The sequence below is a fragment of the Pseudomonas sp. 50_B genome (assembly GCF_017491625.1).
Taxonomy (GTDB): domain Bacteria; phylum Pseudomonadota; class Gammaproteobacteria; order Pseudomonadales; family Pseudomonadaceae; genus Aquipseudomonas; species Aquipseudomonas danubii.
Window position 1 is genome coordinate 112,185 of record NZ_JAFGYX010000010.1, and the last position, 21,337, is coordinate 133,521.

General features: G+C 60.8%; 21 protein-coding genes. 10 read left to right on the forward strand and 11 right to left on the reverse strand.

The window, feature by feature from the left end:
- The first annotated feature begins 10 nt into the window (after positions 1-10).
- Entirely contained in the window at positions 11-3,034 is a 3,024-nt protein-coding gene (locus J5M73_RS16055) for a multidrug efflux RND transporter permease subunit (RefSeq protein WP_102860500.1), read from the forward strand.
- Positions 3,035-3,092: 58 nt separating this feature from the next.
- Here J5M73_RS16055 and J5M73_RS16060 read toward each other — a convergent pair whose 3' ends face one another.
- From J5M73_RS16060 to J5M73_RS16100, 9 genes are all read right to left on the reverse strand, one after another.
- A complete protein-coding gene (locus J5M73_RS16060; RefSeq protein WP_102860499.1) occupies positions 3,093-3,317 on the reverse strand; it encodes a hypothetical protein in 225 nt (74 codons plus the stop codon).
- Between the two features lie 2 nt (positions 3,318-3,319).
- Positions 3,320-4,030, reverse strand: coding sequence for a lipopolysaccharide kinase InaA family protein (locus tag J5M73_RS16065; protein WP_102860498.1), 711 nt, complete (start codon positions 4,028-4,030; stop codon positions 3,320-3,322).
- Positions 4,031-4,034: 4 nt separating this feature from the next.
- Positions 4,035-4,715 (reverse strand): class I SAM-dependent methyltransferase, encoded by a 681-nt coding sequence (locus J5M73_RS16070; RefSeq protein ID WP_102860994.1) that lies wholly within the window; start codon positions 4,713-4,715, stop codon positions 4,035-4,037.
- Positions 4,716-4,913: 198 nt separating this feature from the next.
- The gene (locus J5M73_RS16075) at positions 4,914-6,194 is read right to left on the reverse strand and encodes a HAMP domain-containing sensor histidine kinase (protein WP_115580782.1); all 1,281 of its coding nucleotides are present in this window, start codon (positions 6,192-6,194) and stop codon (positions 4,914-4,916) included.
- A complete protein-coding gene (gene colR, locus J5M73_RS16080; protein ID WP_102860496.1) occupies positions 6,184-6,867 on the reverse strand; it encodes a two-component system response regulator ColR in 684 nt (227 codons plus the stop codon). Before colR ends, J5M73_RS16075 begins: the two co-directional genes overlap by 11 nt.
- Before the next feature lie 528 nt (positions 6,868-7,395).
- On the reverse strand, positions 7,396-9,039 hold the full coding sequence (gene groL / locus J5M73_RS16085; protein WP_047288866.1) for a chaperonin GroEL: 1,644 nt from the start codon (positions 9,037-9,039) through the stop codon (positions 7,396-7,398).
- Positions 9,040-9,088: 49 nt separating this feature from the next.
- Positions 9,089-9,382 carry a co-chaperone GroES gene (locus J5M73_RS16090; RefSeq protein ID WP_011063093.1) on the reverse strand — a complete coding sequence of 98 codons (294 nt, stop codon included), beginning with the start codon at positions 9,380-9,382 and terminating at the stop codon, positions 9,089-9,091.
- Between the two features lie 250 nt (positions 9,383-9,632).
- Complete coding sequence (locus tag J5M73_RS16095) at positions 9,633-10,109, reverse strand: FxsA family protein (RefSeq protein ID WP_011063094.1); 477 nt, start codon at positions 10,107-10,109, stop codon at positions 9,633-9,635.
- A gap of 66 nt (positions 10,110-10,175) precedes the next feature.
- Positions 10,176-10,907 (reverse strand): HugZ family protein, encoded by a 732-nt coding sequence (locus J5M73_RS16100; RefSeq protein WP_102860495.1) that lies wholly within the window; start codon positions 10,905-10,907, stop codon positions 10,176-10,178.
- 165 nt (positions 10,908-11,072) lie between these two features.
- Between J5M73_RS16100 and J5M73_RS16105 the strand changes: the two genes are divergently transcribed.
- Positions 11,073-11,831, forward strand: a complete 759-nt coding sequence (locus J5M73_RS16105) for an SDR family oxidoreductase (protein WP_102860494.1) — start codon at positions 11,073-11,075, stop codon at positions 11,829-11,831.
- Between the two features lie 78 nt (positions 11,832-11,909).
- On the opposite strand, the gene apbC is transcribed toward J5M73_RS16105, so the two are convergent.
- Positions 11,910-13,004: an iron-sulfur cluster carrier protein ApbC gene (gene apbC / locus J5M73_RS16110; protein ID WP_047305860.1), complete on the reverse strand. Its 1,095-nt coding sequence runs from the start codon at positions 13,002-13,004 to the stop codon at positions 11,910-11,912.
- A 162-nt stretch (positions 13,005-13,166) separates the two neighbouring features.
- On the opposite strand from apbC, the gene metG reads away from it, so the two are divergent.
- From metG to J5M73_RS16150, 8 genes are all read left to right on the forward strand, one after another.
- Positions 13,167-15,218, forward strand: a complete 2,052-nt coding sequence (gene metG / locus J5M73_RS16115) for a methionine--tRNA ligase (protein ID WP_115580784.1) — start codon at positions 13,167-13,169, stop codon at positions 15,216-15,218.
- A 128-nt stretch (positions 15,219-15,346) separates the two neighbouring features.
- The gene (locus J5M73_RS16120; protein WP_207815865.1) at positions 15,347-15,928 is read left to right on the forward strand and encodes an Rnf-Nqr domain containing protein; all 582 of its coding nucleotides are present in this window, start codon (positions 15,347-15,349) and stop codon (positions 15,926-15,928) included.
- Positions 15,925-17,130 (forward strand): electron transport complex subunit RsxB, encoded by a 1,206-nt coding sequence (gene rsxB / locus J5M73_RS16125; protein ID WP_207815867.1) that lies wholly within the window; start codon positions 15,925-15,927, stop codon positions 17,128-17,130. The genes J5M73_RS16120 and rsxB overlap by 4 nt, the downstream gene beginning before the upstream one ends.
- Positions 17,117-18,103, forward strand: coding sequence for an RnfABCDGE type electron transport complex subunit D (locus J5M73_RS16130; protein WP_207815873.1), 987 nt, complete (start codon positions 17,117-17,119; stop codon positions 18,101-18,103). The genes rsxB and J5M73_RS16130 overlap by 14 nt, the downstream gene beginning before the upstream one ends.
- 2 nt (positions 18,104-18,105) lie before the next feature.
- Positions 18,106-18,717: an RnfABCDGE type electron transport complex subunit G gene (locus J5M73_RS16135; RefSeq protein ID WP_102860489.1), complete on the forward strand. Its 612-nt coding sequence runs from the start codon at positions 18,106-18,108 to the stop codon at positions 18,715-18,717.
- Positions 18,710-19,306, forward strand: a complete 597-nt coding sequence (locus J5M73_RS16140) for an Rnf-Nqr domain containing protein (protein ID WP_102860488.1) — start codon at positions 18,710-18,712, stop codon at positions 19,304-19,306. The genes J5M73_RS16135 and J5M73_RS16140 overlap by 8 nt, the downstream gene beginning before the upstream one ends.
- Before the next feature lie 7 nt (positions 19,307-19,313).
- A complete protein-coding gene (nth, locus tag J5M73_RS16145) occupies positions 19,314-19,952 on the forward strand; it encodes an endonuclease III (protein ID WP_060840796.1) in 639 nt (212 codons plus the stop codon).
- Between the two features lie 107 nt (positions 19,953-20,059).
- Positions 20,060-20,239, forward strand: coding sequence for a hypothetical protein (locus J5M73_RS16150; protein ID WP_102860487.1), 180 nt, complete (start codon positions 20,060-20,062; stop codon positions 20,237-20,239).
- A gap of 138 nt (positions 20,240-20,377) precedes the next feature.
- Here the strand turns inward: J5M73_RS16150 and J5M73_RS16155 are convergent, their stop codons facing one another.
- The gene (locus J5M73_RS16155; RefSeq protein ID WP_102860486.1) at positions 20,378-21,004 is read right to left on the reverse strand and encodes a response regulator transcription factor; all 627 of its coding nucleotides are present in this window, start codon (positions 21,002-21,004) and stop codon (positions 20,378-20,380) included.
- Between the last annotated feature and the right edge of the window lie 333 nt (positions 21,005-21,337).

The window sequence follows — 21,337 nt, forward strand, 5'->3', positions numbered from 1 at the left end:
AGGAATCCCCATGGCCTTTACCGATCCGTTCATTCGCCGCCCGGTGCTCGCGACCGTGGTCAGCCTGCTGATTGTGCTGTTGGGGTTCCAGGCCTGGAGCAAGCTGCCCTTGCGCCAGTACCCGCAGATGGAGAACGCCCTGATCACGGTGACCACCGCCTACCCCGGGGCCAATGCCGAAACCATCCAGGGCTATATCACCCAACCCATGCAGCAGAGCCTGGCTAGCGCCGAAGGCATCGACTACATGACCTCGGTGAGCCGGCAGAACTTCTCGGTGATCTCGATCTACGCCCGGATCGGCTCCAACAGCGACCGCCTGTTCACCGAACTGCTGGCCAAGGCCAACGAGGTCAAGAACAAGCTGCCCCAGCAAGCCGAAGACCCGGTGTTGAGCAAAGAAGCAGCCGACGCCTCGGTGCTGATGTACATCAGCTTCTCCAGCCCGCAACTGAACAACCCACAGATCACCGACTACCTGTCGCGCGTGATCCAACCCAAGCTGGCGACCCTGCCGGGCATGGCCGAGGCGGAGATCCTCGGTAACCAGGTGTTCGCCATGCGCCTGTGGCTGGACCCGGTGAAGCTGGCGGCCTATGGCCTGGCGGCCAGCGACGTGAGCAATGCCGTGCGCCAATACAACTTTCTGTCCGCCGCCGGCGAGGTCAAGGGCGAGTACGTCGTCACCAGTATCAATGCCAACACCGAACTGAAATCCGCCGAGGCGTTCGCCGCTATCCCGTTGAAAACCGATGGCGACAGCCGGGTCCTGCTCAAGGATGTGGCGCGGGTGGAAATGGGGGCGGAAAACTACAACGCCATCAGCTCCTTCGGCGGCGTCCCTTCGGTCTACATCGGCATCAAGGCCACCCCCGGAGCCAACCCTCTGGACGTGATCAAGGAGGTGCGCAAGCTGCTCCCGGAACTGGAAGCGCAACTACCCCCGACCCTCAAGTTAGACATTGCCTATGACGCCACGCTGTTTATCCAGGCCTCCATCGACGAGGTGCTCAAGACCCTGTTCGAGGCAGTATTGATCGTGATTGTGGTGGTGTTCCTGTTTCTTGGCGCCTTGCGTTCGGTGGTGATCCCGGTGGTGACCATTCCACTGTCGATGATCGGCGTGATGTTCTTCATGCAGTTGATGGGCTACTCGATCAACCTGCTGACCTTGCTGGCCATGGTCCTGGCCATTGGCCTGGTGGTGGACGACGCCATCGTGGTGGTGGAGAACATCCATCGGCACATCGAAGAGGGCAAGTCCCCCCTGGACGCGGCCATCGAAGGAGCGCGGGAAATCGCCATGCCGGTGGTATCGATGACCATCACTCTGGCGGCGGTTTACGCCCCCATTGGTTTTCTCCAGGGACTCACCGGGGCCCTGTTCAAGGAGTTCGCCCTGACGCTGGCCGGGGCCGTGGTGATTTCCGGGATCGTCGCCCTGACCCTGTCACCGATGATGTGTGCACTGTTGCTGCGCCGCGAGGAAAACCCCAGCGGCCTGTCCCATCGCCTGGACCGGATTTTCGACAGCCTGAAGCAGCGCTACCAGCGCCTGCTCCACGGCACCCTTGATACCCGCCCCGTCGTACTGGTGTTCGCACTGATCGTGCTGTGTCTGATTCCCCTGCTGCTCAAGTTCACCAAGGCGGAGCTGGCACCGGACGAAGACCAGGGCATCGTTTTCATGCTGGCCACGGCGCCGCAACCGGCCAACCTGGAGTACCTCAATGCCTACACCGATGAGTTCCTGGCGATCTTCAAGGAGTTCCCCGAGTACTACTCCTCATTCCAGATCAACGGTTTCAACGGAGTGCAGTCAGGGATCGGCGGCTTCCTGCTCAAGCCCTGGAACCAGCGCCAACAGACCCAGATGCAAATCCTGCCTCAGGTCCAGGAGAAACTGGCAGGCATTGCCGGCCTGCAAGTCTTCGGTTTCAACCTGCCAGCCTTGCCCGGCACCGGCGAGGGCCTGCCCTTTGCCTTCGTGATCAACACCCCCAACGATTACGAGTCCCTGTTGGAGGTGGCCAACCGGGTAAAGAAACGCGCCATGGAGTCGGGGAAGTTCGCCTTTGTCGACATTGACCTGGCCTTCGACAAGCCCGAGGTAGTGGTCGACATCGATCGGGCCAAGGCGGCGCAGATGGGCGTTACCATGCAGGACCTGGGGGGTACGCTGGCGACCTTGCTCGGCGAGGCGGAAATCAACCGTTTCACCATCGACGGCCGCAGCTATAAAGTGATCGCCCAAGTGGAGCGCGCCTATCGGGACAACCCTGACTGGCTGAACAACTACTACGTGAAGAACAGCAAGGGGGAGGCCTTGCCGCTGTCGACCCTGATCAAAGTCAGCGACCGCGCCCGCCCTCGGCAGTTGAACCAGTTCCAGCAACTCAATGCCGCGACCATTTCCGGTGTGCCCGTGGTCAGCATGGGCGAAGCCATCGACACCATGCGCCAGATCGCCACGCAGGAGGCCCCCGCCGGCTATGCGTTCGACTATGCCAGCGCTGCCCGCCAGTACGTCCAGGAAGGCAGCGCGCTCTGGGTCACCTTCGGCCTGGCCCTGGCGATCATTTTCCTGGTACTGGCGGCGCAGTTCGAAAGCTTCCGCGACCCGGTGGTGATTCTGGTGACCGTGCCGCTATCGATCTGCGGCGCCCTGATCCCGCTGTTTCTCGGCTGGTCGAGCATGAACATCTACACCCAGGTCGGCCTGGTGACGCTGATCGGCCTGATCAGCAAGCATGGGATCCTGATCGTCGAATTCGCCAACCAACTGCGCCGGGACCAGGGACTCAGCGCCCGACAGGCGGTGGAGCAAGCCGCGTCCATTCGCCTGCGCCCAGTGCTGATGACCACAGCGGCGATGGTGTTCGGCATGGTGCCACTGATCCTGGCCAGCGGTGCCGGAGCAGTCAGCCGCTTCGATATCGGCACGGTGATTGCCACAGGCATGTCCATCGGCACCCTGTTCACCCTCTTCGTCCTCCCCTGCATCTACACCCTGCTGGCCAAGCCGGACGCCTGAGCCGGGGACAAACAAAAGGCCTCGCAATGCGAGGCCTTCAGGTGGCAGTTTCAGATCTTCAACTCTGTGGCTTCAACGCCTGGCTCATGCCGAACATGAACAGCAGCAGTTCATGATCCGGCTTGACCGCCACCGAGCTCTTGGCCACCCGTGGCAATGGGCAATGTTCACCCTGAGCGGCGCTGAGAACCTGCGTTCGCGGCTGCTCCCAGACAACCATGGCCAAGGAAGCAACTGCCAAGGCTCCTGCCAGGAACAAACCTCGTGCAATTTCTAGCTTCATAGCTATAAACCTTTGATGGGGCTGCCAAACACCGTTCTATAAAGGTAGTAGAGCTTTTGCCAGTCGGTGTCATTCCACGACGAATGGCGGCGCAGTTGCTTGAGGTCGTGGGCCGCGGCCCGGCGGCTGCTCAGGCGCTGGCGGCACTTCTCGAAATCCAGCAATGCAATCCTCACCTGGGCCTGCTCGCCTTCGCCATCTACTCGCACGAAAACATGTTTGGAATACAGGCAGCCATGCTGCCAACGGCCCTTGTGCATGCGCGCCAGCGTCTGCGCCAGTGTCTGCAACACTCGTTCGTGCAAAACTTCGCCGTGGCGTTCACGCTCACCTGCGGCATACCAGTTATCGATTTCCACGAAGCCGTCGAGCGCAGCGGTCACCAGCAGGGCCTGCCACTGGTGCTCGGGGCCGCGCCGGGCGCCGCAGAACACCAGTTCCGGCACCTCTATATCCAGCGAACGCAGGCTTTGCAGGGCATCACGCTCACGCAGGACGGTCGGACGACCAAAAGGATGCAGAAAACTGCGATGAATATGCCCGATCTGTCGCTTGGCATAGAGCAGACGACCGCCGCTGATCAGGCGCTGCACGCCGCTCTCACCGCCTCGACGCTTATTGGGTTGCTCGACCCATTCACCTTGTTGGTCCCAGAAGTATTCGAAGCAATCTGTGGGCACGGCATCCATTTCCGAAGCACATTCAACAGCCATCCTCTTACCTCTTGCGTAATACGTAGACTCGCCACATGGCGTAGAGCGGAAAGAAGTCCAGATGCTCCTGGACACGAAAACCGGCTTGCCTGAACTCTTCTTCGACCGTAGCCGCCGGTAACACGAAACGATTCTGGTAACCCTCCTGCCCACCTTCGGACAGCCGCTTGCGCTCCATACGCTTGCGCTTCCAGGCCTTGAAATTGCCATCGACCCATAGCGAGATAATCACGCTGTCACGGGTGACCCGCTGAAACTCCCGTAGCAGCGCCATCCGATGCTCGACCTCGCCGATGTGGTGCAGCAACCGCATGGAAAAAATGCAGTCCACAGCGTTGTCCGGTAAATCGATGGCAAACGCTGACGTCTGCAAGGCTCGTACCCGTTTCACCACGTCGGCCGGTTGCGCCACCGTAGCGGTGCTGAGCATAGCCGCTGAATTGTCAGCGCCAACAATGACTCGATTGGCCTTTTCGGTCAGCAGCGGCCAGAAACGGCCCGCGCCACAGGGCAGGTCCAGCACCAGGCCCGGCTCTCCCGCCAGGGCCAGCGCAGCGCGAGCCAATTGTTCATCACGCTTGTGGGACAACTGTCGCGCCAGTCCTTGCTGGTGCTTGAGCAGGTATTGCTGCGCATGTTGGGCATCGTACTTGTCGGAAAATTCCAGCTTGATCGGTGTCGCCATCATCAAAGTCTCCTGCAACTGATGGCGCCACCTTAGGCAGCGACGTGTCAGCGACAGGTCATCCCCTTGTGAAAACTTCGTACCGTCCAACGATGAAATATTTCAGAGTTTTACAGGCAGCAGGCAATGGCCTGGGGCCACTTCAGAAGAAAAATCGACAAGCGAGTGGCCCTGCAAAACAGGGCCTGGCAAGAGCATTCAAGCCTTGGAAGGGGGGAGCTGAACGTGAAAACGACAGCCATTGGGGGTCATGGTACTGAGAGTGACGCTCCAGCCCTGGTTCTCGCAGATGCGCTGGACCAGGGACAAGCCCAGCCCCAGGCCCTCACCGCGTTTTTCATCGCCACGGACAAAGGGCTGGAACATCGCCTCGCGTTTTTCCTCGGGAATGCCCACGCCGCTGTCCTCGACGACAAATCCATCCGCCACCAGGCTCAAACGAATGAATCCCTGTTCGGTGTAGTGCAAGGCATTGCGCAACAGGTTGCCCATCACCGCATGCAGGAAGGTGGCGTTGTAGCGAGTTTCACCCGGTTGCCCCGGCTCGAAGATCAGCTCGATACCCTTGGCTTCGATGGATTCGCGCCACACTCCGATCAGGTCATTGGCCACCTGGGTCAACGTCAGCTGCGGCGACATACTGGCATCTTCCCGCTGGGCCCGGGCCAGCATCAGGAACGTCTGCACCAGCTCACGCATTTCTTCGCAGGCCCGGGCAATACGTTCGACCTGGGATCGTCCACGGGGATCAAGCCCAGGGTTTTCCAGGAGCAGCTCGCAGGACGTGGCCAGGACCATCAGCGGCGTGCGCAGTTCATGGCTGACATCACTGGTGAACAGGCGCTCACGGCTCAAAGCCTGGCGCAGACGTCCCAGCGTCGCATCGAAGGCGATCGCCAACTCGCCCACCTCATCCGCCGCATAATCCGGCGCCAGGGGCGGGGCCAGGCCCAGCAATTGATCGCGGTGACGGACCTGGCGAGCCAGACGAACCACCGGTGCCATCACCCTACGCGCCAAGACCCAACCCAGGAACACCGCCAGCGCCAGGCTGAGGACAAAGCCCACCAGCACCACCGCGAACAGCACCCGCTCGCGCTCTTCGAAATCACTCTGATCCTGCAGCAGCACATAACGCCGGCCATCCACCACTTCAACCATGGCGTGATAGGACAGCTGCTCGCGAAACACTTCATGGAAGCCCGGGTCCAGATGCCTCAGGTCCTTGGGCAACTCGAAGTCGCCGCGCCCGCCACTGTAGTAGAACAGCTGGTCGGGCTCGGGGCGGTGATTCCAGTCGGCAACGTTATCCATCAGCAACAGGCGTTGCAGATCGCCGCCAAGGCCGGCGGAGATGAGTTTCTCCTCCACCAGATGCACGGTCGCCACGATGCCCATGGCGAAAGCCCCCGCCACCAGTGCGCTCATCAAAGCAAAGGCGATGATGATGCGCTGGGCAAGGCTCTGCTTAAACTCCATCACGGCCCTCGGCCAACCGATAGCCGACACCGTGCACGGTGTGCAGCAACGGCTTGGCGAACGGCTTGTCGATCACCTGGCGCAGTTGGTGGACATGGCTGCGCAGGCTGTCACTGTCCGGACAGTCATCGCCCCACAGGGCCTCTTCGAGGATTTCCCGGCGCAACACATGGGGGCTCTTCTGCATCAACACTGCCAGCAGCTTGAGGCCCACCGGGTTGAGCTTGAGCAGACGCCCTTCGCGGGTGACTTCCAGGGTATCGAGGTCATAACTGAGGTCACCGACCTGCAGCGCTCGACGACCACCGCCCTGGGCACGGCGCATCACCGCCTCGATCCTCGCGGCCAGTTCGGACAGGGCAAATGGCTTGAGCAGATAGTCGTCGGCCCCGGACTTGAAGCCCTGAAGCCGGTCATCCAACTGGTCGCGGGCCGTGAGCATGATCACTGGGGTATCGCGCCGGGCATCTTCGCGCAGGCGCTTGCACAGGGTGTAGCCGTCGATCCCTGGCAGCATGATGTCGAGCACGATCAGGTCGTAATGCTCGGTGGCAGCCAGGTGCAACCCCGACAGACCATCCTGGGCGCAGTCCACGGTATAGCCCTTGAGTCCCAAGTAATCCGCCAGGTTGGCGAGAATATCGCGGTTGTCTTCGACCAGTAGAATTCGCATCGGCACTCTCTCCGCACACAGTTAGGGCCGTCTTGGCTCGCGCAGCTTAAGGCCAAGTCCGACTCGCCGCCAGCCTTGTCTGACCGGTCCTGGGGCACTTTTGCCCCCTTCAATGGCTTAACAAATTTTTCACCGCTGGCTCACAACCTGACTACAGGGGCAAGCCCAGACTGCCGACCGTTTGCCGACAAGAAACAGACAGGAACAGCACTTCCTGGCTTGCCCGCCGAGCAGAAAGAGCCAATGCGTTTCATTGGCCAGAACTCAATGGATGTTCGCCGTGCCAGCGCTGTTGGGTTGTTGAACCTGAACGACGAATCGAGCGTCCTGGAGCTGTTGCAAGACACCCCACGGCCACTGCGGTCCTGGTGGGCAACCACCAACACCTGGGACTGTTCGACAGCAAGGGCCTGGCCATTCTCAGTCCATGCCAGAGGCGGCACCGACAGGCGCCCCTCAATTTCAGGCGCAAAAAAGCCCCGCCGGTTTTCACCGGCGGGGCTTTTTCAGTGCGGGGGTAAGGCTGGCTTACATCATGCCGCCCATGCCACCCATGCCGCCCATGTCTGGCATACCGCCAGCGGCCGGCTTGTCTTCCACGATTTCAGCAACAGCGGCTTCGGTGGTCAGGATCAGACCGCCGATGGACGATGCAGCTTGCAGCGCGGAACGGGTCACCTTGGTTGGGTCCAGGATGCCCATTTCGATCATGTCGCCGTATTCGCTGGTGGCAGCGTTGTAACCGAAGTTACCAGCGCCCTGCTTGACCTTGTCCACCACCACGCTTGGCTCGTCGCCGGAGTTGGCAACGATCTGACGCAGTGGGGCTTCGATAGCGCGACGCAGAACAGCGATACCCACGTCCTGATCGGCGTTGTCGCCTTTGAGGTCCTTGATGCCTTGCAGAGCACGGATCAGGGCTACGCCACCGCCAGGTACCACGCCTTCTTCGACGGCTGCACGGGTCGCGTGCAGGGCGTCTTCAACGCGGGCTTTCTTCTCTTTCATTTCAACTTCGGAGCCAGCGCCAACCTTGATCACTGCAACGCCGCCGGACAGCTTGGCCAGACGCTCTTGCAGTTTTTCACGGTCGTAGTCGGACGAAGTGTCGGCCACTTGTTGACGGATCTGGGTCACACGAGCCTGGATGTCCGCTTCAACGCCAGCACCGTCGATGATGGTGGTGTTTTCTTTGGACAGGATCACGCGCTTGGCGTTACCCAGGTGCTCCAGGGTGGTGCTTTCCAGGCTCAGGCCGATCTCTTCGGAGATCACGGTACCGCCGGTCAGAACGGCGATGTCCTGCAGCATGGCCTTGCGACGGTCGCCGAAGCCCGGTGCCTTGACGGCAGCGACTTTGACGATGCCACGCATGTTGTTCACAACCAGAGTCGCCAGGGCTTCGCCTTCAACGTCTTCAGCCACGATCAGCAGTGGGCGGCCGGCTTTGGCAACGGCTTCCAGCACTGGCAGCATTTCGCGGATGTTGGAGATCTTCTTGTCCACCAGCAGGATCAGCGGGCCGTCGAGTTCGGCGACCATGGTGTCCGGCTTGTTGATGAAGTAAGGCGACAGGTAGCCACGGTCGAACTGCATGCCTTCTACAACCGACAGTTCGTTTTCCAGGCCCGAGCCTTCTTCAACGGTGATCACGCCTTCTTTACCGACTTTTTCCATGGCTTCGGCAATGATGTCGCCGATGGAGTTGTCGGAGTTGGCGGAGATGGTGCCGACCTGAGCGATGGCTTTGGAGTCAGCGCATGGCTTGGACAGACCTTTCAGCTCTTTGACGATGGCGATGGTGGCCTTGTCGATACCGCGCTTCAGGTCCATCGGGTTCATGCCGGCAGCGACGGCTTTCAGGCCTTCGTTGACAATCGACTGAGCCAGAACGGTGGCGGTGGTGGTGCCGTCGCCAGCGTCATCGTTGGCACGGGAGGCAACGTCTTTGACCAGCTGCGCGCCCATGTTTTCGAAGCGATCTTTCAGCTCGATTTCTTTGGCTACGGAAACGCCGTCCTTGGTGATGGTCGGAGCGCCGAAGCTCTTCTCGATGATCACGTTACGGCCTTTCGGGCCCAGGGTCGCTTTTACTGCGTCAGCCAGAACGTTGACACCAGTGAGCATTTTCTTGCGGGCGGAATCGCCGAATTTAACTTCTTTAGCAGCCATGATCGATATTCCTTAAATACTGTGTAGTAGCGGGGAAATACGTGGGAAATCAGCCTTCGATAACGGCGAGAATCTCGTTCTCAGCCATTACCAGCAGATCTTCGCCATCGACTTTCACGGTGTTGCTGCCGGAGTACGGGCCAAACACCACTTTGTCACCCACTTTCACGGCCAGCGCACGTACTTCACCGTTGTCCAGCACACGGCCGGTACCTACAGCGACGATTTCGCCACGGTTAGGTTTTTCAGCAGCCGAACCAGGCAGAACGATGCCGCCAGCAGTTTTCGATTCTTCTTCGCTGCGACGGATGACGACGCGGTCATGCAGAGGACGAAGCTTCATTGTCGATCTCTCCTAATTGTGGTTTTCAACGGCCGGTGTCGATACCGGCGGGTTAGCAAATCCGGCTTTGCCGGGTGCGGCTCGCGAGCGAGCCGCGGAAGTCTGTCTGGTGTCAGCACCAGAAACCTTGCGGTGACCGTTACATAAGGGCGCATAAGGTTATTACAAGGGCTGGCTGATGAAATTTTTTACATCACCCGGGTTAAAACGAACACGGCACCCGAAGGTGCCGTGTGTTTGAGGCCAGTTATCAAGAATCTCGGTGCTCGAACTCACCTTCAATGACATTGGGCTCACGGCCCAACGGCTGTTGCGGCGCCGGGCCGCCACGGGCCGCACGCATGTCATCGGCAAAGGCGCGTTGGCGCAGGGCCTGCTCCTCGGCACGCTGGCGCATTTTATTGGCCAGCAGACGACGACTGATAGGGAGCAGCATCAGCAGGCCGAATACATCGCTGATGAACCCCGGCAGGATCAGCAGGCCGCCACCCAGGGCCAGCATCAGCCCTTCGAGCATCTGCTGAGCCGGCAGCTCGCCGCGATTGAGGCTTTCACGAGCACGCAGTGCCGTGGCCAGACCGGCCACGCGCAACACCAGCACACCGAGCATCGAACCGAGAATGATCAGCAGCAGTGCCGGGAAAAACCCGATGGCCGCGCTGACCTTGACGAAGACGAACAGCTCCAGCACCGGGAACAGTAAAAAGAGCAACAGAAAAGGGCGCATCAAATGGTTTCCTCTGCGGAAGAATGCCTTCCAGTAGACCGTAAATGACGTCGCCAATTCGTGAATTCAAGCACCCGGTGCCGGATTTTTCGGCCATTGATCGGCGTGGGCCAGAAAAACCAGGGCTTCGCGCACTTGTGTCGGCGTGTTGCAAAGGCTTGGAAATGGCAGCCAGTAAAGAGCCTGGCCAATGCGCAGGTGCATGCCTTCACTGTCGATTCCGGCCAGTTGCGCGGGCTCGCTGTGCGGCAGTCCGGCCAACTCCACATAGTGGGCAATAGCTTTGGCGTGGTCGCTGTTCATATGTTCCACCATGCTCAGCTCGGCCTTGCCGGCGAACGGGTTGGCCAGGGCCACTTGATCCACCCAGTGAATGGCGCCGAAACCGCCGATATAGCGGTGACGCACGGGCTTGAGCACCCAGAAATCGAAGTCATGGGCCTTATGGTAGTTCTGGGATTCAGGGAAATAGCGGTAGTAGCGCTCGGCGGCGGCCTCGATGGCGTCCTGGTCCTCAAGCTTCTCAGCTTCGGCCAGGTAGGTCAGGCGCCCCACTGCTTGCACGTCGTCGGCATCGCGCTCGCCCACCAGCAGCGAACACTTGGAATCCTTCTGCAGATTGTGGGTGTGCTGGGCAATGCGGCTGATAAGAATCAGCGGTCGCCCCTCGGCATCCAGGCAATAAGGCACTACGGACCCAAAGGGAAAACCCGGCATGGCCTTGGAGTGCGTCGACAACACGCCGCGGTATTCCTTGAGCAGCAATTCTCGTGCATTCTTGGCAGCTTCAACGCTCACTTTATGACTCCTTCTTTAGAATCCGTCGAAAACGGACGGGCGCCTGGAGCATTGTTCCAGCTACGCCAACGGGGCAATTCTCTTCTGCAGCCAGGCCAGGTCCGGCCGCCAGCCGAGGTTCCCCCAAAAGGACCACCCCTCAAGACCTGCTAGCGGGACATGCGAATGCAACTCACTGACAAAGTAATCATTATCACCGGCGGTTGCCAAGGTCTGGGCCGCTCCATGGCCGAGTATTTCGCCGCCAAGGGCGCACGGCTGGCCCTGGTGGACCTGAACCAGGAAAAACTCGACCAGGCGGTCGCGGCCTGCAAGGCCCATGGCGTAGAAGCCCGAGCCTATCTGTGCAACGTCGCCAATGAAGAACAGGTCAACCATATGGTGGCCCAGGTCGCCGAGGACTTCGGCGCCATCCACGGCCTGATCAACAATGCCGGGATCCTGCGCGACGGCCTGCTGGTCAAGGTCAAGGACGGCGAAATGACCAAGATGAGCCTGGCCCAGTGGCAGGCAGTGATCGACGTCAACCTGACCGGGGTATTCCTCTGCACCCGTGAAGTGGCGGCAAAAATGATCGAGCTGAACAACAGCGGCGCGATCATCAACATCTCGTCAATCTCGCGCGCTGGCAATATCGGCCAGACCAACTATTCCGCGGCCAAGGCCGGGGTCGCTGCGGCCACCGTGACCTGGGCCAAGGAACTGGCGCGCTATGGCATCCGCGTGGCCGGTATTGCCCCGGGCTTTATCGAAACCGAGATGACCTTGGGCATGAAGCCTGAAGCCCTCGAGAAGATGACCTCGGGGATTCCCCTAAAGCGCATGGGCAAGCCGGAAGAGATCGCCCACTCGGCGGCGTACATCTTCGAGAACGACTATTACACCGGACGCATCCTGGAAATGGACGGCGGCCTGCGAGTCTGAGCCCCCAAGAAAAAGCCCGATGTTTGCACATCGGGCTTTTTCTTGGGGGGTGCCGGCACCTATAAGAAGCGCGGCGATTCAGTCATCGCTGACAGTGATGCTGGGCATCGCCGGCGCCGCGGCTTCCTGCAACACGATGCGCGCGCCGACATGCCGCGCCAGTTCCTGATAGACCATGGCGATCTGGCTTTCAGGCTCGGCGATCACCGTCGGCTTGCCACCATCGGCCTGTTCGCGGATCAGCATCGACAACGGCAACGAAGCCAGCAGTTCAACATCGTACTGACTGGCCAGCTTTTCGCCACCGCCTTCGCCAAACAGATGCTCGGCATGGCCACAGTTCGAGCAGATGTGCACCGCCATGTTCTCCACCACGCCCAGCACCGGGATGTTGACCTTGCGGAACATCTCCACGCCCTTGCGCGCATCCAGCAACGCCAGGTCCTGCGGCGTGGTGACGATCACGGCACCGGCCACCGGGACTTTCTGCGCCAGGGTCAGTTGGATATCGCCAGTGCCCGGCGGCATGTCGATCACCAGGTAATCGAGATTGCCCCAGTCGGTCTGGGTCACCAGTTGCAGCAAGGCGCCGGAGACCATCGGGCCGCGCCAGACCATCGGCGTGTTGTCGTCGGTGAGGAAAGCCATGGACATGACCTCGACCCCATGGGACTCGATGGGCACGAACCACTTCTGGTCCTTGATCTTCGGCCGGGTGCCTTCGGCAATGCCGAACATGATGCCCTGGCTCGGACCATAGATATCAGCGTCGAGAATCCCCACCTTGGCGCCTTCCCGGGCCAGGGCCAGGGCCAGGTTGGCCGCGGTGGTGGACTTGCCCACGCCGCCCTTGCCGGACGCCACCGCCACCACGTTCTTGACGTTGGCCAGGCCCGGGATCTGCGCCTGGGCCTTGTGCGCGGCGATCACGCTGGTGATCTCGACCTTGGCCGAGCTCACACCGTCCAGGCCCTCGATGGCCAGTTGCAGCATCTGCGCCCAGCCGCTCTTGAACAGGCCGGCGGCATAACCCAGTTCCATGCGGACCGTGACCCGGTCGCCCTGGACGTCGATGTCGCGCACGCAGCCGGCGCTGACCGGGTCCTGGTTCAGGTAAGGGTCGGTGTATTGGCGAAGGACGGCTTCCACCGCTGCGCGATTGACGGCGCTCATGGGCAACTCCGATAACAAGACTGAAAAATCAGGCGGCTATCCTACGCCGCCGACTCCTTCGTGGCGAGAAAGCTTGCTGTGCACAATGTACCCGGAAGGGTGAAAAATCCGCGCTGGCGCTTTATAGTGGCCGACCTCCGTTTCATCAAGTAGCCGAGCCCCATGTCCGAGCCACGCAAGATCCTCGTCACCAGCGCCCTGCCCTATGCCAATGGTTCCATCCACCTTGGCCACATGCTTGAGTACATCCAGACCGACATGTGGGTGCGCTTCCAGAAGCATCGCGGCAACCAATGCATCTATGTTTGCGCCGACGACGCACACGGCTCGGCCATCATGCTGCGCGCGGAAAAGGAAGGCATCACCCCGGAGCAACTGATCGCCAACGTCCAGGCCGAACACAGCGCCGACTTTGCCGACTTCCTGGTGGACTTCGACAACTTCCACTCGACCCACGCTGAGGAAAACCGTGAGCTGTCGAGCCAGATCTACCTCAAGCTGCGGGACGCCGGGCACATCGCCACGCGCTCCATCACGCAGTATTTCGACCCGGAAAAGAAAATGTTCCTGGCCGACCGCTTCATCAAGGGCACCTGCCCGAAGTGCGGCACTGAGGACCAGTACGGCGACAACTGCGAAAAATGCGGCGCCACCTACGCCCCGACCGACCTGAAAGATCCAAAGTCGGCGATCTCCGGCGCCACCCCGGTGCTCAAGGATTCCCAGCACTTCTTCTTCAAGCTGCCGGACTTCCAGCAGATGCTGCAAAGCTGGACCCGCAGCGGCACCCTGCAAGACGCCGTGGCCAACAAGATCGCCGAATGGCTGGATGCCGGCCTGCAGCAGTGGGACATCTCCCGCGACGCGCCGTACTTCGGCTTCGAGATCCCGGACGAGCCGGGCAAGTACTTCTACGTGTGGCTGGACGCGCCAATCGGCTACATGGCCAGCTTCAAGAACCTCTGCGCCCGTCGTCCTGAGCTGGATTTCGACGCGTTCTGGGGCAAAGACTCCACCGCCGAGCTGTACCACTTCATCGGCAAGGACATCGTCAACTTCCACGCCCTGTTCTGGCCCGCCATGCTCGAAGGCGCCGGCTACCGCAAGCCGAGCGGCATCAACGTCCACGGCTACCTGACGGTCAATGGCCAGAAGATGTCCAAGTCCCGGGGCACCTTCATCAAGGCCCGCACCTACCTGGAGCACCTGTCGCCGGAATACCTGCGCTACTACTACGCCTCCAAGCTGGGCCGTGGTGTCGACGACCTGGACCTGAACCTCGAAGACTTCGTACAGAAGGTCAACTCCGACCTGGTGGGCAAGGTGGTGAACATCGCCAGCCGTTGCGCCGGCTTCATCCACAAGGGCAATGCCGGGCTGATGGTCGACAGCAATGCCGCTCCCGAGCTGACCGAGGCCTTCCTGGCTGCCGCGCCAAGCATCGCCGACGCCTATGAAGCCCGCGACTTTGCCCGTGCCATGCGCGAAATCATGGCCCTGGCCGACCGCGCCAACGCCTGGATCGCCGACAAGGCCCCATGGTCGCTGAACAAGCAGGAAGGCAAGCAAGCCGAGGTGCAGGCCATCTGCGCCACCGGTATCAACCTGTTCCGCCAGCTGGTGATTTTCCTCAAGCCGGTGCTGCCGCTGCTGGCCGCCGATGCCGAGGCGTTCCTCAACGTTGCACCGCTGACCTGGAACGATCACCTGCACCTGCTGGCCAACCATCAACTCAACGAATTCAAGCCGCTGATGACGCGGATCGACCCGGTAAAAGTACAAGCCATGACCGACGCCTCGAAAGAAGACCTGACCGCCAGCCAGACCGACACCGGCGCAGCCGCGCCAGCAGGCAACGGCGAACTGGCCAAGGATCCGCTGTCGCCGGAAATCGACTTCGACACCTTCGCCGCCATCGACCTGCGCGTCGCCTTGATCGTCAAGGCCGAAGCCGTGGAAGGTGCCGACAAGCTGCTGCGCCTGACCCTGGATATCGGTGACGAGCAGCGCAACGTGTTCTCCGGAATCAAGAGCGCCTACCCGGATCCGTCCAAGCTCGATGGTCGCCTGACCATGATGATCGCCAACCTCAAGCCGCGGAAAATGAAATTCGGCATCTCCGAGGGCATGGTGATGGCCGCCGGCCCTGGCGGTGAAGAAATCTACCTGCTGAGCCCGGACAGCGGCGCCAAGCCGGGCCAGCGGATCAAGTAAGGCTGCAGGCTGGACCCCGTCCCCCCGTTGTGCCCGGCGCAACGGGGGGATTTGCATATCTGGCGGCCCTGCGCCCGCGCCGGAGTTTGCCTACTCTTGAGAGACCGCCTGCCCGTACCGGCCCAACCATGACCCACTTCCTCCTCGCCCTTGTCAGCACCGCCCTGATCAACAACTTCGTGTTGCAGTGGCCGCTGGGCGTCGATCCGCTGCTGCAGGCCCCAGCCGATAGCACTCGGCAGCGGATTCACGCGCTGGGCCTGGCGACCACGGTCCTGATGCTGGTCAGTTGCGTGCTCGGCCATGTCCTTTATCGTGGCGCGCTGCTGCCTTGGGGACTGGAATCCTTGCAGTTGTTTCTCTGGCTGCCCCTGAGCGTGCTGCTGATCAAACCGCTATTGCGGTTGCTATCCCGGGCCTTGCCCAATGTTCCATTCGACGGCCTTTGGCCGCTACTGCTGGGCAATGCCAGTGCGCTCGGCCTGCTGCTGATCGCCACTGGGGAAAACCTCGGGCTGGCGACCCTCAGCGCCATGAGCCTGGGGGCCGGAATGGGCTTCTGGCTGGTACTGAGCCTGTTCAGCGATCTGCGCCAGCGTATCTCCAACAACGATATTCCCCTGCCCTGGCGCGGCCTGCCGATCGACCTGATCAGCGCCGGCCTGCTGGCAGTAGCGTTTTTCGGCTTCAACGGACTGATCAAAACATGAGTCTGATTCAACGCATCGATGCCCTCCTGCCCCAGACCCAGTGCGGCAAGTGCGGCCACCCCGGATGCAAACCCTACGCCCAGGGCATCGCCAACGGCGAGGCCATCAACAAGTGTCCACCCGGCGGCGAGGAAACCATCGCCGGCCTGGCGCAACTCCTGCAGCTACCGGTGCTGGAGCTGGATCGCAGCCGCGGCGAAGCTCCGGCCCAGATCGCTTATATTCGCGAGGCAGAATGCATCGGCTGCACCAAATGCATCCAGGCCTGTCCAGTGGACGCCATCGTCGGCGCGGCCAAATTGATGCATACCGTGCTGGTCGACGAGTGCACCGGCTGCGACCTGTGCGTGGCGCCCTGTCCGGTGGACTGTATCGATATGCTGCCGCTGCCCGAGACCAAGGTGGTACCGATCGTCGGCGGCCAGGCCACCAGCCCCGAGCAGCTGCAAGCCCGCAGCCGCAAGCGCGAGCAGGCGCGACGACGCTTCGAACAACGCAACGAACGCTTGCAACGGGAAGAAGCCCGGCGCCTGGCCGAGCGCCAGGCCCGCGCACAACGAGCCGCGCAAACCACTGACAACAGCCAGAACCCGGTGCAGGCCGCCATCGAACGGGTCCGTGCGCAGAAGGCCGCGGCGGCCGATGCAGCACTGAAAAAAGCCAAGATCGAGCTGGCCATGAGCCGGGCCCAGTTGCACAAGTCGCTCAAGGCTTTCGGCCATCCGCCGACCTTCGAGCAGCAAATGCAATTGATCGTCCTGCAGCGTCAGTTCGAAACCGCCGAGCAGGCCTTGGCCCAGCTGGAGTCCCAGGCGCCCCCTGCTCCGCCGCCAGAGGCCAAGGATGCTGAGCTCAAGCGCGCGAAGATCCAGTTGGCGACGCGCCGCGCCGAACTGAAGAAAGCTCAGGCGGCTGAAGCGTCCAGTGCTGAACTGGAAACCCTGAGCGCAGCCCTGGCGGCGGCCGAACAGGCCCTGCATGCGGCCGAGGACGCCAGTGCGAAACCGGCGCCGACACTGACTCGCATCGAAAAACGCCCGATCGATCCACAGCTGCGGCAATTGAAAACCGAACTGGCCTACGCCCGCGCCGATCTGAACAAACTACAGCGCCAGCCCGACACCCGAGCAGAACAGCTGGCCCAGGCCCAGGCACGCTTGCACGAGGCCGAACGCCAGGTGAAGGCCCATGCTGATAGCTGACGGCGTCGACCAACGCCTGCGCCAGGCCATGCAGCGAGTGCTGCTGGCCACGCTGCCGGGCCTGTTGGTGATGCTGTGGCTGTACGGATGGGGCGTGCTGCTCAATCTGCTGCTGACCGTCAGCGGCGCCCTGGCCATGGAAGCCCTGGTCCTGTACCTCAGAAGACGCCCACTGCCGCCCAACCTAGGCGATGGCAGTGCCTTGGTCAGCGCCACGCTACTGGCCCTGGCCTTGCCAGCTTACTGCCCCTGGTGGCTGCCGCTGAGCGCGGCCGCCGCCGCCATTGTCCTGGGCAAGCACTTGTACGGCGGTGTGGGCCAGAACCCGTTCAATCCGGCCATGCTCGGCTACGCCCTGGCCTTGTTGTGTTTTCCCCAGTCGATGACCCATTGGCCTGCGCCCCACGCCATGGACTTGCTCGGCGGCCTGCAACAGGTATTCGGTGTCGCGGACGGCCTGCATGCGGACGCCTGGGCTCAAGCCACGGCACTGGACAGCTTGCGGATCAACAAGAGCCTGACCCTCGACGAACTCTTTGCCGGCAACCGCGCTTTCGGTCACTTCGGCGGCCATGGCGCCGAATGGATCAGCCTGGGGTTTCTTGCCGGGGGGCTGTTTCTGCTGCAGCAACGGGTCATCAGTTGGCAGGCGCCCGTGGGCATGCTGGGCAGCCTCTTTGTCATCAGCCTGCTGTGCTGGAACGGCTCGGGCTCCGACTCCCATGGCTCACCGCTGTTTCACCTGCTCAGCGGCGCCAGCATGCTGGGCGCATTCTTTATCGTCACCGAACCGGTGTCCGGCCCCAAGGCAGCGAAAGCCAGGCTGCTGTTCGGCGTCGGCGTCGGCCTGCTGACCTACCTGATCCGCACCTGGGGCGGCTACCCCGACGGCGTTGCCTTCGCCGTACTGCTGATGAATCTGGCGGTACCAGGGCTGGAACGCCTGTGCCTCTCGGAACAGGAGAAAGCTTGAGCATGAAGAGCGCGCGAGGTCTGCTCCTGCTGGTGCTGCTCGGCGTTCTCGGCGTGGGCGCCACCCTGTGGCTGCAATACGCTGGCGCACCGCGCATCGCCGCCGAGCAACGGGCGTTGCAGGCCCGCAAGTTACTCGACCTGCTGCCTGCAGCAAGCTACGACAACCAGCCACTGGAGCAGCCACTGCCCTTGAGGGATGTGCAACTGGACAACAGCCGCTTGCTGGATGGCTACCTGGCCACCCGCGCGGGTCAGCCCAGTGCCGTGCTGCTACGCACTCGAGTGAACGGTTACGCGGGCCCCATCGAGCTGCTGATCGCCATCGACAGCCATGGCCGCCTGCTGGGCAGCAAGACGCTCAAGCAGGATGAAACCCCAGGCCTGGGAGGCCGCATCGCCGAACAGCCCAACGCCTGGCTGCAGGGGTTTTCCGGCACATCCCGCACGTCCCCGGACGATGCTGCCTGGGCCCTGAAAAAGGACAATGGCCAGTTCGATCAGATCGCCGGCGCCACCATCACCTCCCGCGCGGTGATCAGCGCCCTGCACGATGCCCTGCGCTACTTCGATGAGCATCGTCAGCAACTGCTTTCGGGAGCCGCCGATGAGTAAGCCACTGTCATTGCCGGGCCTGCTGATGCTGACGCCGTTGATCGGGGCCACGGATTCCTGGGTCAAGGCCCTGGGCCTGGCTCTGGCGTCCACGCTGCTGATCGGGACCTTCGGGGCCGGCATGGGCCTGCTGCGGCCACATTTGCAAAGCCGTCAGCAGTGGCTGGCCAGCCTGTTGCTCGCCGCCACTCTCGGCAGTTGGCTGTGGCTGGCGGTGCAAGCCTGGAGTTATGAGTTACACCAGCAGTTGAGCCTGTACCTGGGCCTGCTGCCCCTGCAATGCGTGATATTGGAACAGGCGGGCTTCTTCCAGCACCGCGACCGGCTACGCCTAACTGCAGGTTTCTGTGGCGCGCTGGCGCTGGTGGGCGCGCTGCGCGAATTGCTGGGCACCGGCGCCCTGGGCAGCCATCTAGGCTGGCTCGCCGGCCTGCCCGGTAATAGCGCCGGTTGGGTGTTGCTGCCCCAAGGCGGATTGCGCCTGCTGACTCTGGCCCCTGGGGGTTTTATCCTGCTTGGCCTGCTGCTGGCGGCAAAGCGGGCCTGGACCACCTCTTCATCCTTCAACCGACCGTCTTCGAGGAAATGAACCACCGATGAATGCCGCCAAACGCCTGGAAATATTTCGCCGACTTCACGAAGACAACCCCGAACCAAAAACCGAACTGGCCTACTCCTCGCCGTTCGAGTTGCTGATCGCGGTGATTCTTTCGGCGCAATCGACCGACGTCGGGGTCAACAAGGCGACCGCCAAACTCTTCCCCGTGGCCAATACACCGGCAGCTATCCATGCACTGGGGGTCGAGGGACTGTCCGAATACATCAAGACCATTGGCCTGTACAACAGCAAGGCCAAGAACGTCATCGAGACCTGCCGCCTGCTGGTGGAACGCCACAACAGTGAAGTGCCACAGACCCGGGAGGAGCTGGAAGCCTTGCCCGGCGTCGGCCGCAAGACCGCCAACGTGGTCCTCAACACCGCTTTCCGGCAATTGACCATGGCTGTGGACACCCACATCTTCCGGGTCAGCAACCGCACCGGGCTGGCCCCGGGCAAGAATGTAGTGGAAGTGGAAAAAAAACTGCTGAAGTTTGTACCCAAGGAGTTTCTGCTGGACTCCCATCACTGGCTGATCCTTCACGGTCGCTACGTCTGCCTGGCCCGTAAGCCACGTTGCGGTAGCTGTCGAATCGAAGACCTGTGCGAGTACAAGCAAAAGACTTCTGACGATTGAGGCAGCATTGATTTTGTTGATGAGTCGATTGAAAAAATCTTTTTTACCCGCCAGGAGAATATCGATATAAGGAGCGCCAATGGCAGTCTTAGCCTGGAGTTGACCTTATGAGCACTGGCAAAGAACAACTGGACGTGGAAGAAGACTTCATCGCAGCAGACACAGACGATGCTGAACCGGTGGTCGAGGTGGCGAAAACCAATCTGAGCAAGCGCAGAACCATCGACAATCTTCTGGAAGAACGACGGCTGCAGAAACAACTGGCCGATTACGACTTTGACCTCTAGTCACAAAAGAACCTCCAGACGGAGGTTTTTTTGTGCCTCTCTCGCCCTGAAACTCGACCGGTCAGCCCCTCGGCATGACCGGTCCGTTCCTAATTAACAGATTGCTCCATTCAAGGCTGTCGCTTCAGTCACCCACACTCATACCAACTGATGGCGCTGGGCAAATTCGATCAGGTCAACCAATGAACGAGCATTGAGCTTGGCCAACAACCGCCGCTTGTAAGTGCTGACGGTCTTGTTGCTCAAACACAAGCCCTCGGCGATTTCCTTGTTACTCATGCCATTGGTGAGCTGCTTCAATACGATCAACTCACGCCCTGAAAGAAGCTCGATCATTTCTTCCTCGCTGCTGATGCCCTGACTGGAACGAAAGGTGTGCAACGCCTCGTTGGGAAAGTAGCTGTAACCTGCCAGCACCGCCCGCACCGCGCTGATCAGTTCGGTAATGTCCTGCTGCTTGCACACGTAGCCGGCGGCCCCGGCCTGCATGCAACGCATGGAAAAGGGTCCGGGAACTTGCAGAGTCAACACTAGAATCTTGATCGGCATGCCTCTGGACATCAGGCGGGTTATAACTTCAAGCCCATCAAGTTGTGGGATACCAATATCCAAAATCAAAATATCGGGAACATATTCAAGAGCCAACTTTAAAGCATCCGTGCCGTTATCTGCTTCTGCTACTACTTCAAAACCATGGCGTTCCATCAACATGCGCACAGCCAGGCGAATAACAGGATGATCATCCACGATCAATACTCTTTTCATAGGTCCATCCAAGTCCTTAGAGTTTTTTAGAGCCCGCACAATACCCCAGAGAATTGACTCTGACACCGTGCTACAAGGGGCTACGACCCTACGAGGACGATCCTTACAAACAATACCGATTTACCTTACAAAAAAATTTAGATAAAGGTCGCTTAACTGGAAAAGCGCTTAAGATTAATCGCTAGAGCAGCTACTTTTCGTACTAAAAGACACATCATCAGGCAGCACTTTCAGCAGCGGGAGGGTGATTAACAAACTGCACTCAATAGCACTTCTTCGTTCAATCAACTGCCCTACTCAGCCTCTGCCCGTAGGCACCATTAATCAGAAGCA

What these genes read in the sequence shown, in the direction of transcription:
- J5M73_RS16120 (WP_207815865.1), top strand. Translation starts at nt 15,347, where the DNA reads ATGACCCACTTCCTCCTCGCCCTTGTCAGCACCGCCCTGATCAACAAC.
- groL (WP_047288866.1), bottom strand. Translation starts at nt 9,039, where the DNA reads ATGGCTGCTAAAGAAGTTAAATTCGGCGATTCCGCCCGCAAGAAAATG.
- J5M73_RS16140 (WP_102860488.1), top strand. Translation starts at nt 18,710, where the DNA reads ATGAGTAAGCCACTGTCATTGCCGGGCCTGCTGATGCTGACGCCGTTG.
- apbC (WP_047305860.1), bottom strand. Translation starts at nt 13,004, where the DNA reads ATGAGCGCCGTCAATCGCGCAGCGGTGGAAGCCGTCCTTCGCCAATAC.
- J5M73_RS16135 (WP_102860489.1), top strand. Translation starts at nt 18,106, where the DNA reads ATGAAGAGCGCGCGAGGTCTGCTCCTGCTGGTGCTGCTCGGCGTTCTC.
- J5M73_RS16055 (WP_102860500.1), top strand. Translation starts at nt 11, where the DNA reads ATGGCCTTTACCGATCCGTTCATTCGCCGCCCGGTGCTCGCGACCGTG.
- J5M73_RS16155 (WP_102860486.1), bottom strand. Translation starts at nt 21,004, where the DNA reads ATGAAAAGAGTATTGATCGTGGATGATCATCCTGTTATTCGCCTGGCT.
- J5M73_RS16090 (WP_011063093.1), bottom strand. Translation starts at nt 9,382, where the DNA reads ATGAAGCTTCGTCCTCTGCATGACCGCGTCGTCATCCGTCGCAGCGAA.
- metG (WP_115580784.1), top strand. Translation starts at nt 13,167, where the DNA reads ATGTCCGAGCCACGCAAGATCCTCGTCACCAGCGCCCTGCCCTATGCC.
- J5M73_RS16130 (WP_207815873.1), top strand. Translation starts at nt 17,117, where the DNA reads ATGCTGATAGCTGACGGCGTCGACCAACGCCTGCGCCAGGCCATGCAG.
- J5M73_RS16150 (WP_102860487.1), top strand. Translation starts at nt 20,060, where the DNA reads ATGAGCACTGGCAAAGAACAACTGGACGTGGAAGAAGACTTCATCGCA.
- nth (WP_060840796.1), top strand. Translation starts at nt 19,314, where the DNA reads ATGAATGCCGCCAAACGCCTGGAAATATTTCGCCGACTTCACGAAGAC.
- J5M73_RS16095 (WP_011063094.1), bottom strand. Translation starts at nt 10,109, where the DNA reads ATGCGCCCTTTTCTGTTGCTCTTTTTACTGTTCCCGGTGCTGGAGCTG.
- J5M73_RS16070 (WP_102860994.1), bottom strand. Translation starts at nt 4,715, where the DNA reads ATGGCGACACCGATCAAGCTGGAATTTTCCGACAAGTACGATGCCCAA.
- J5M73_RS16065 (WP_102860498.1), bottom strand. Translation starts at nt 4,030, where the DNA reads ATGGCTGTTGAATGTGCTTCGGAAATGGATGCCGTGCCCACAGATTGC.
- J5M73_RS16060 (WP_102860499.1), bottom strand. Translation starts at nt 3,317, where the DNA reads ATGAAGCTAGAAATTGCACGAGGTTTGTTCCTGGCAGGAGCCTTGGCA.
- colR (WP_102860496.1), bottom strand. Translation starts at nt 6,867, where the DNA reads ATGCGAATTCTACTGGTCGAAGACAACCGCGATATTCTCGCCAACCTG.
- J5M73_RS16105 (WP_102860494.1), top strand. Translation starts at nt 11,073, where the DNA reads ATGCAACTCACTGACAAAGTAATCATTATCACCGGCGGTTGCCAAGGT.
- J5M73_RS16075 (WP_115580782.1), bottom strand. Translation starts at nt 6,194, where the DNA reads ATGGAGTTTAAGCAGAGCCTTGCCCAGCGCATCATCATCGCCTTTGCT.
- rsxB (WP_207815867.1), top strand. Translation starts at nt 15,925, where the DNA reads ATGAGTCTGATTCAACGCATCGATGCCCTCCTGCCCCAGACCCAGTGC.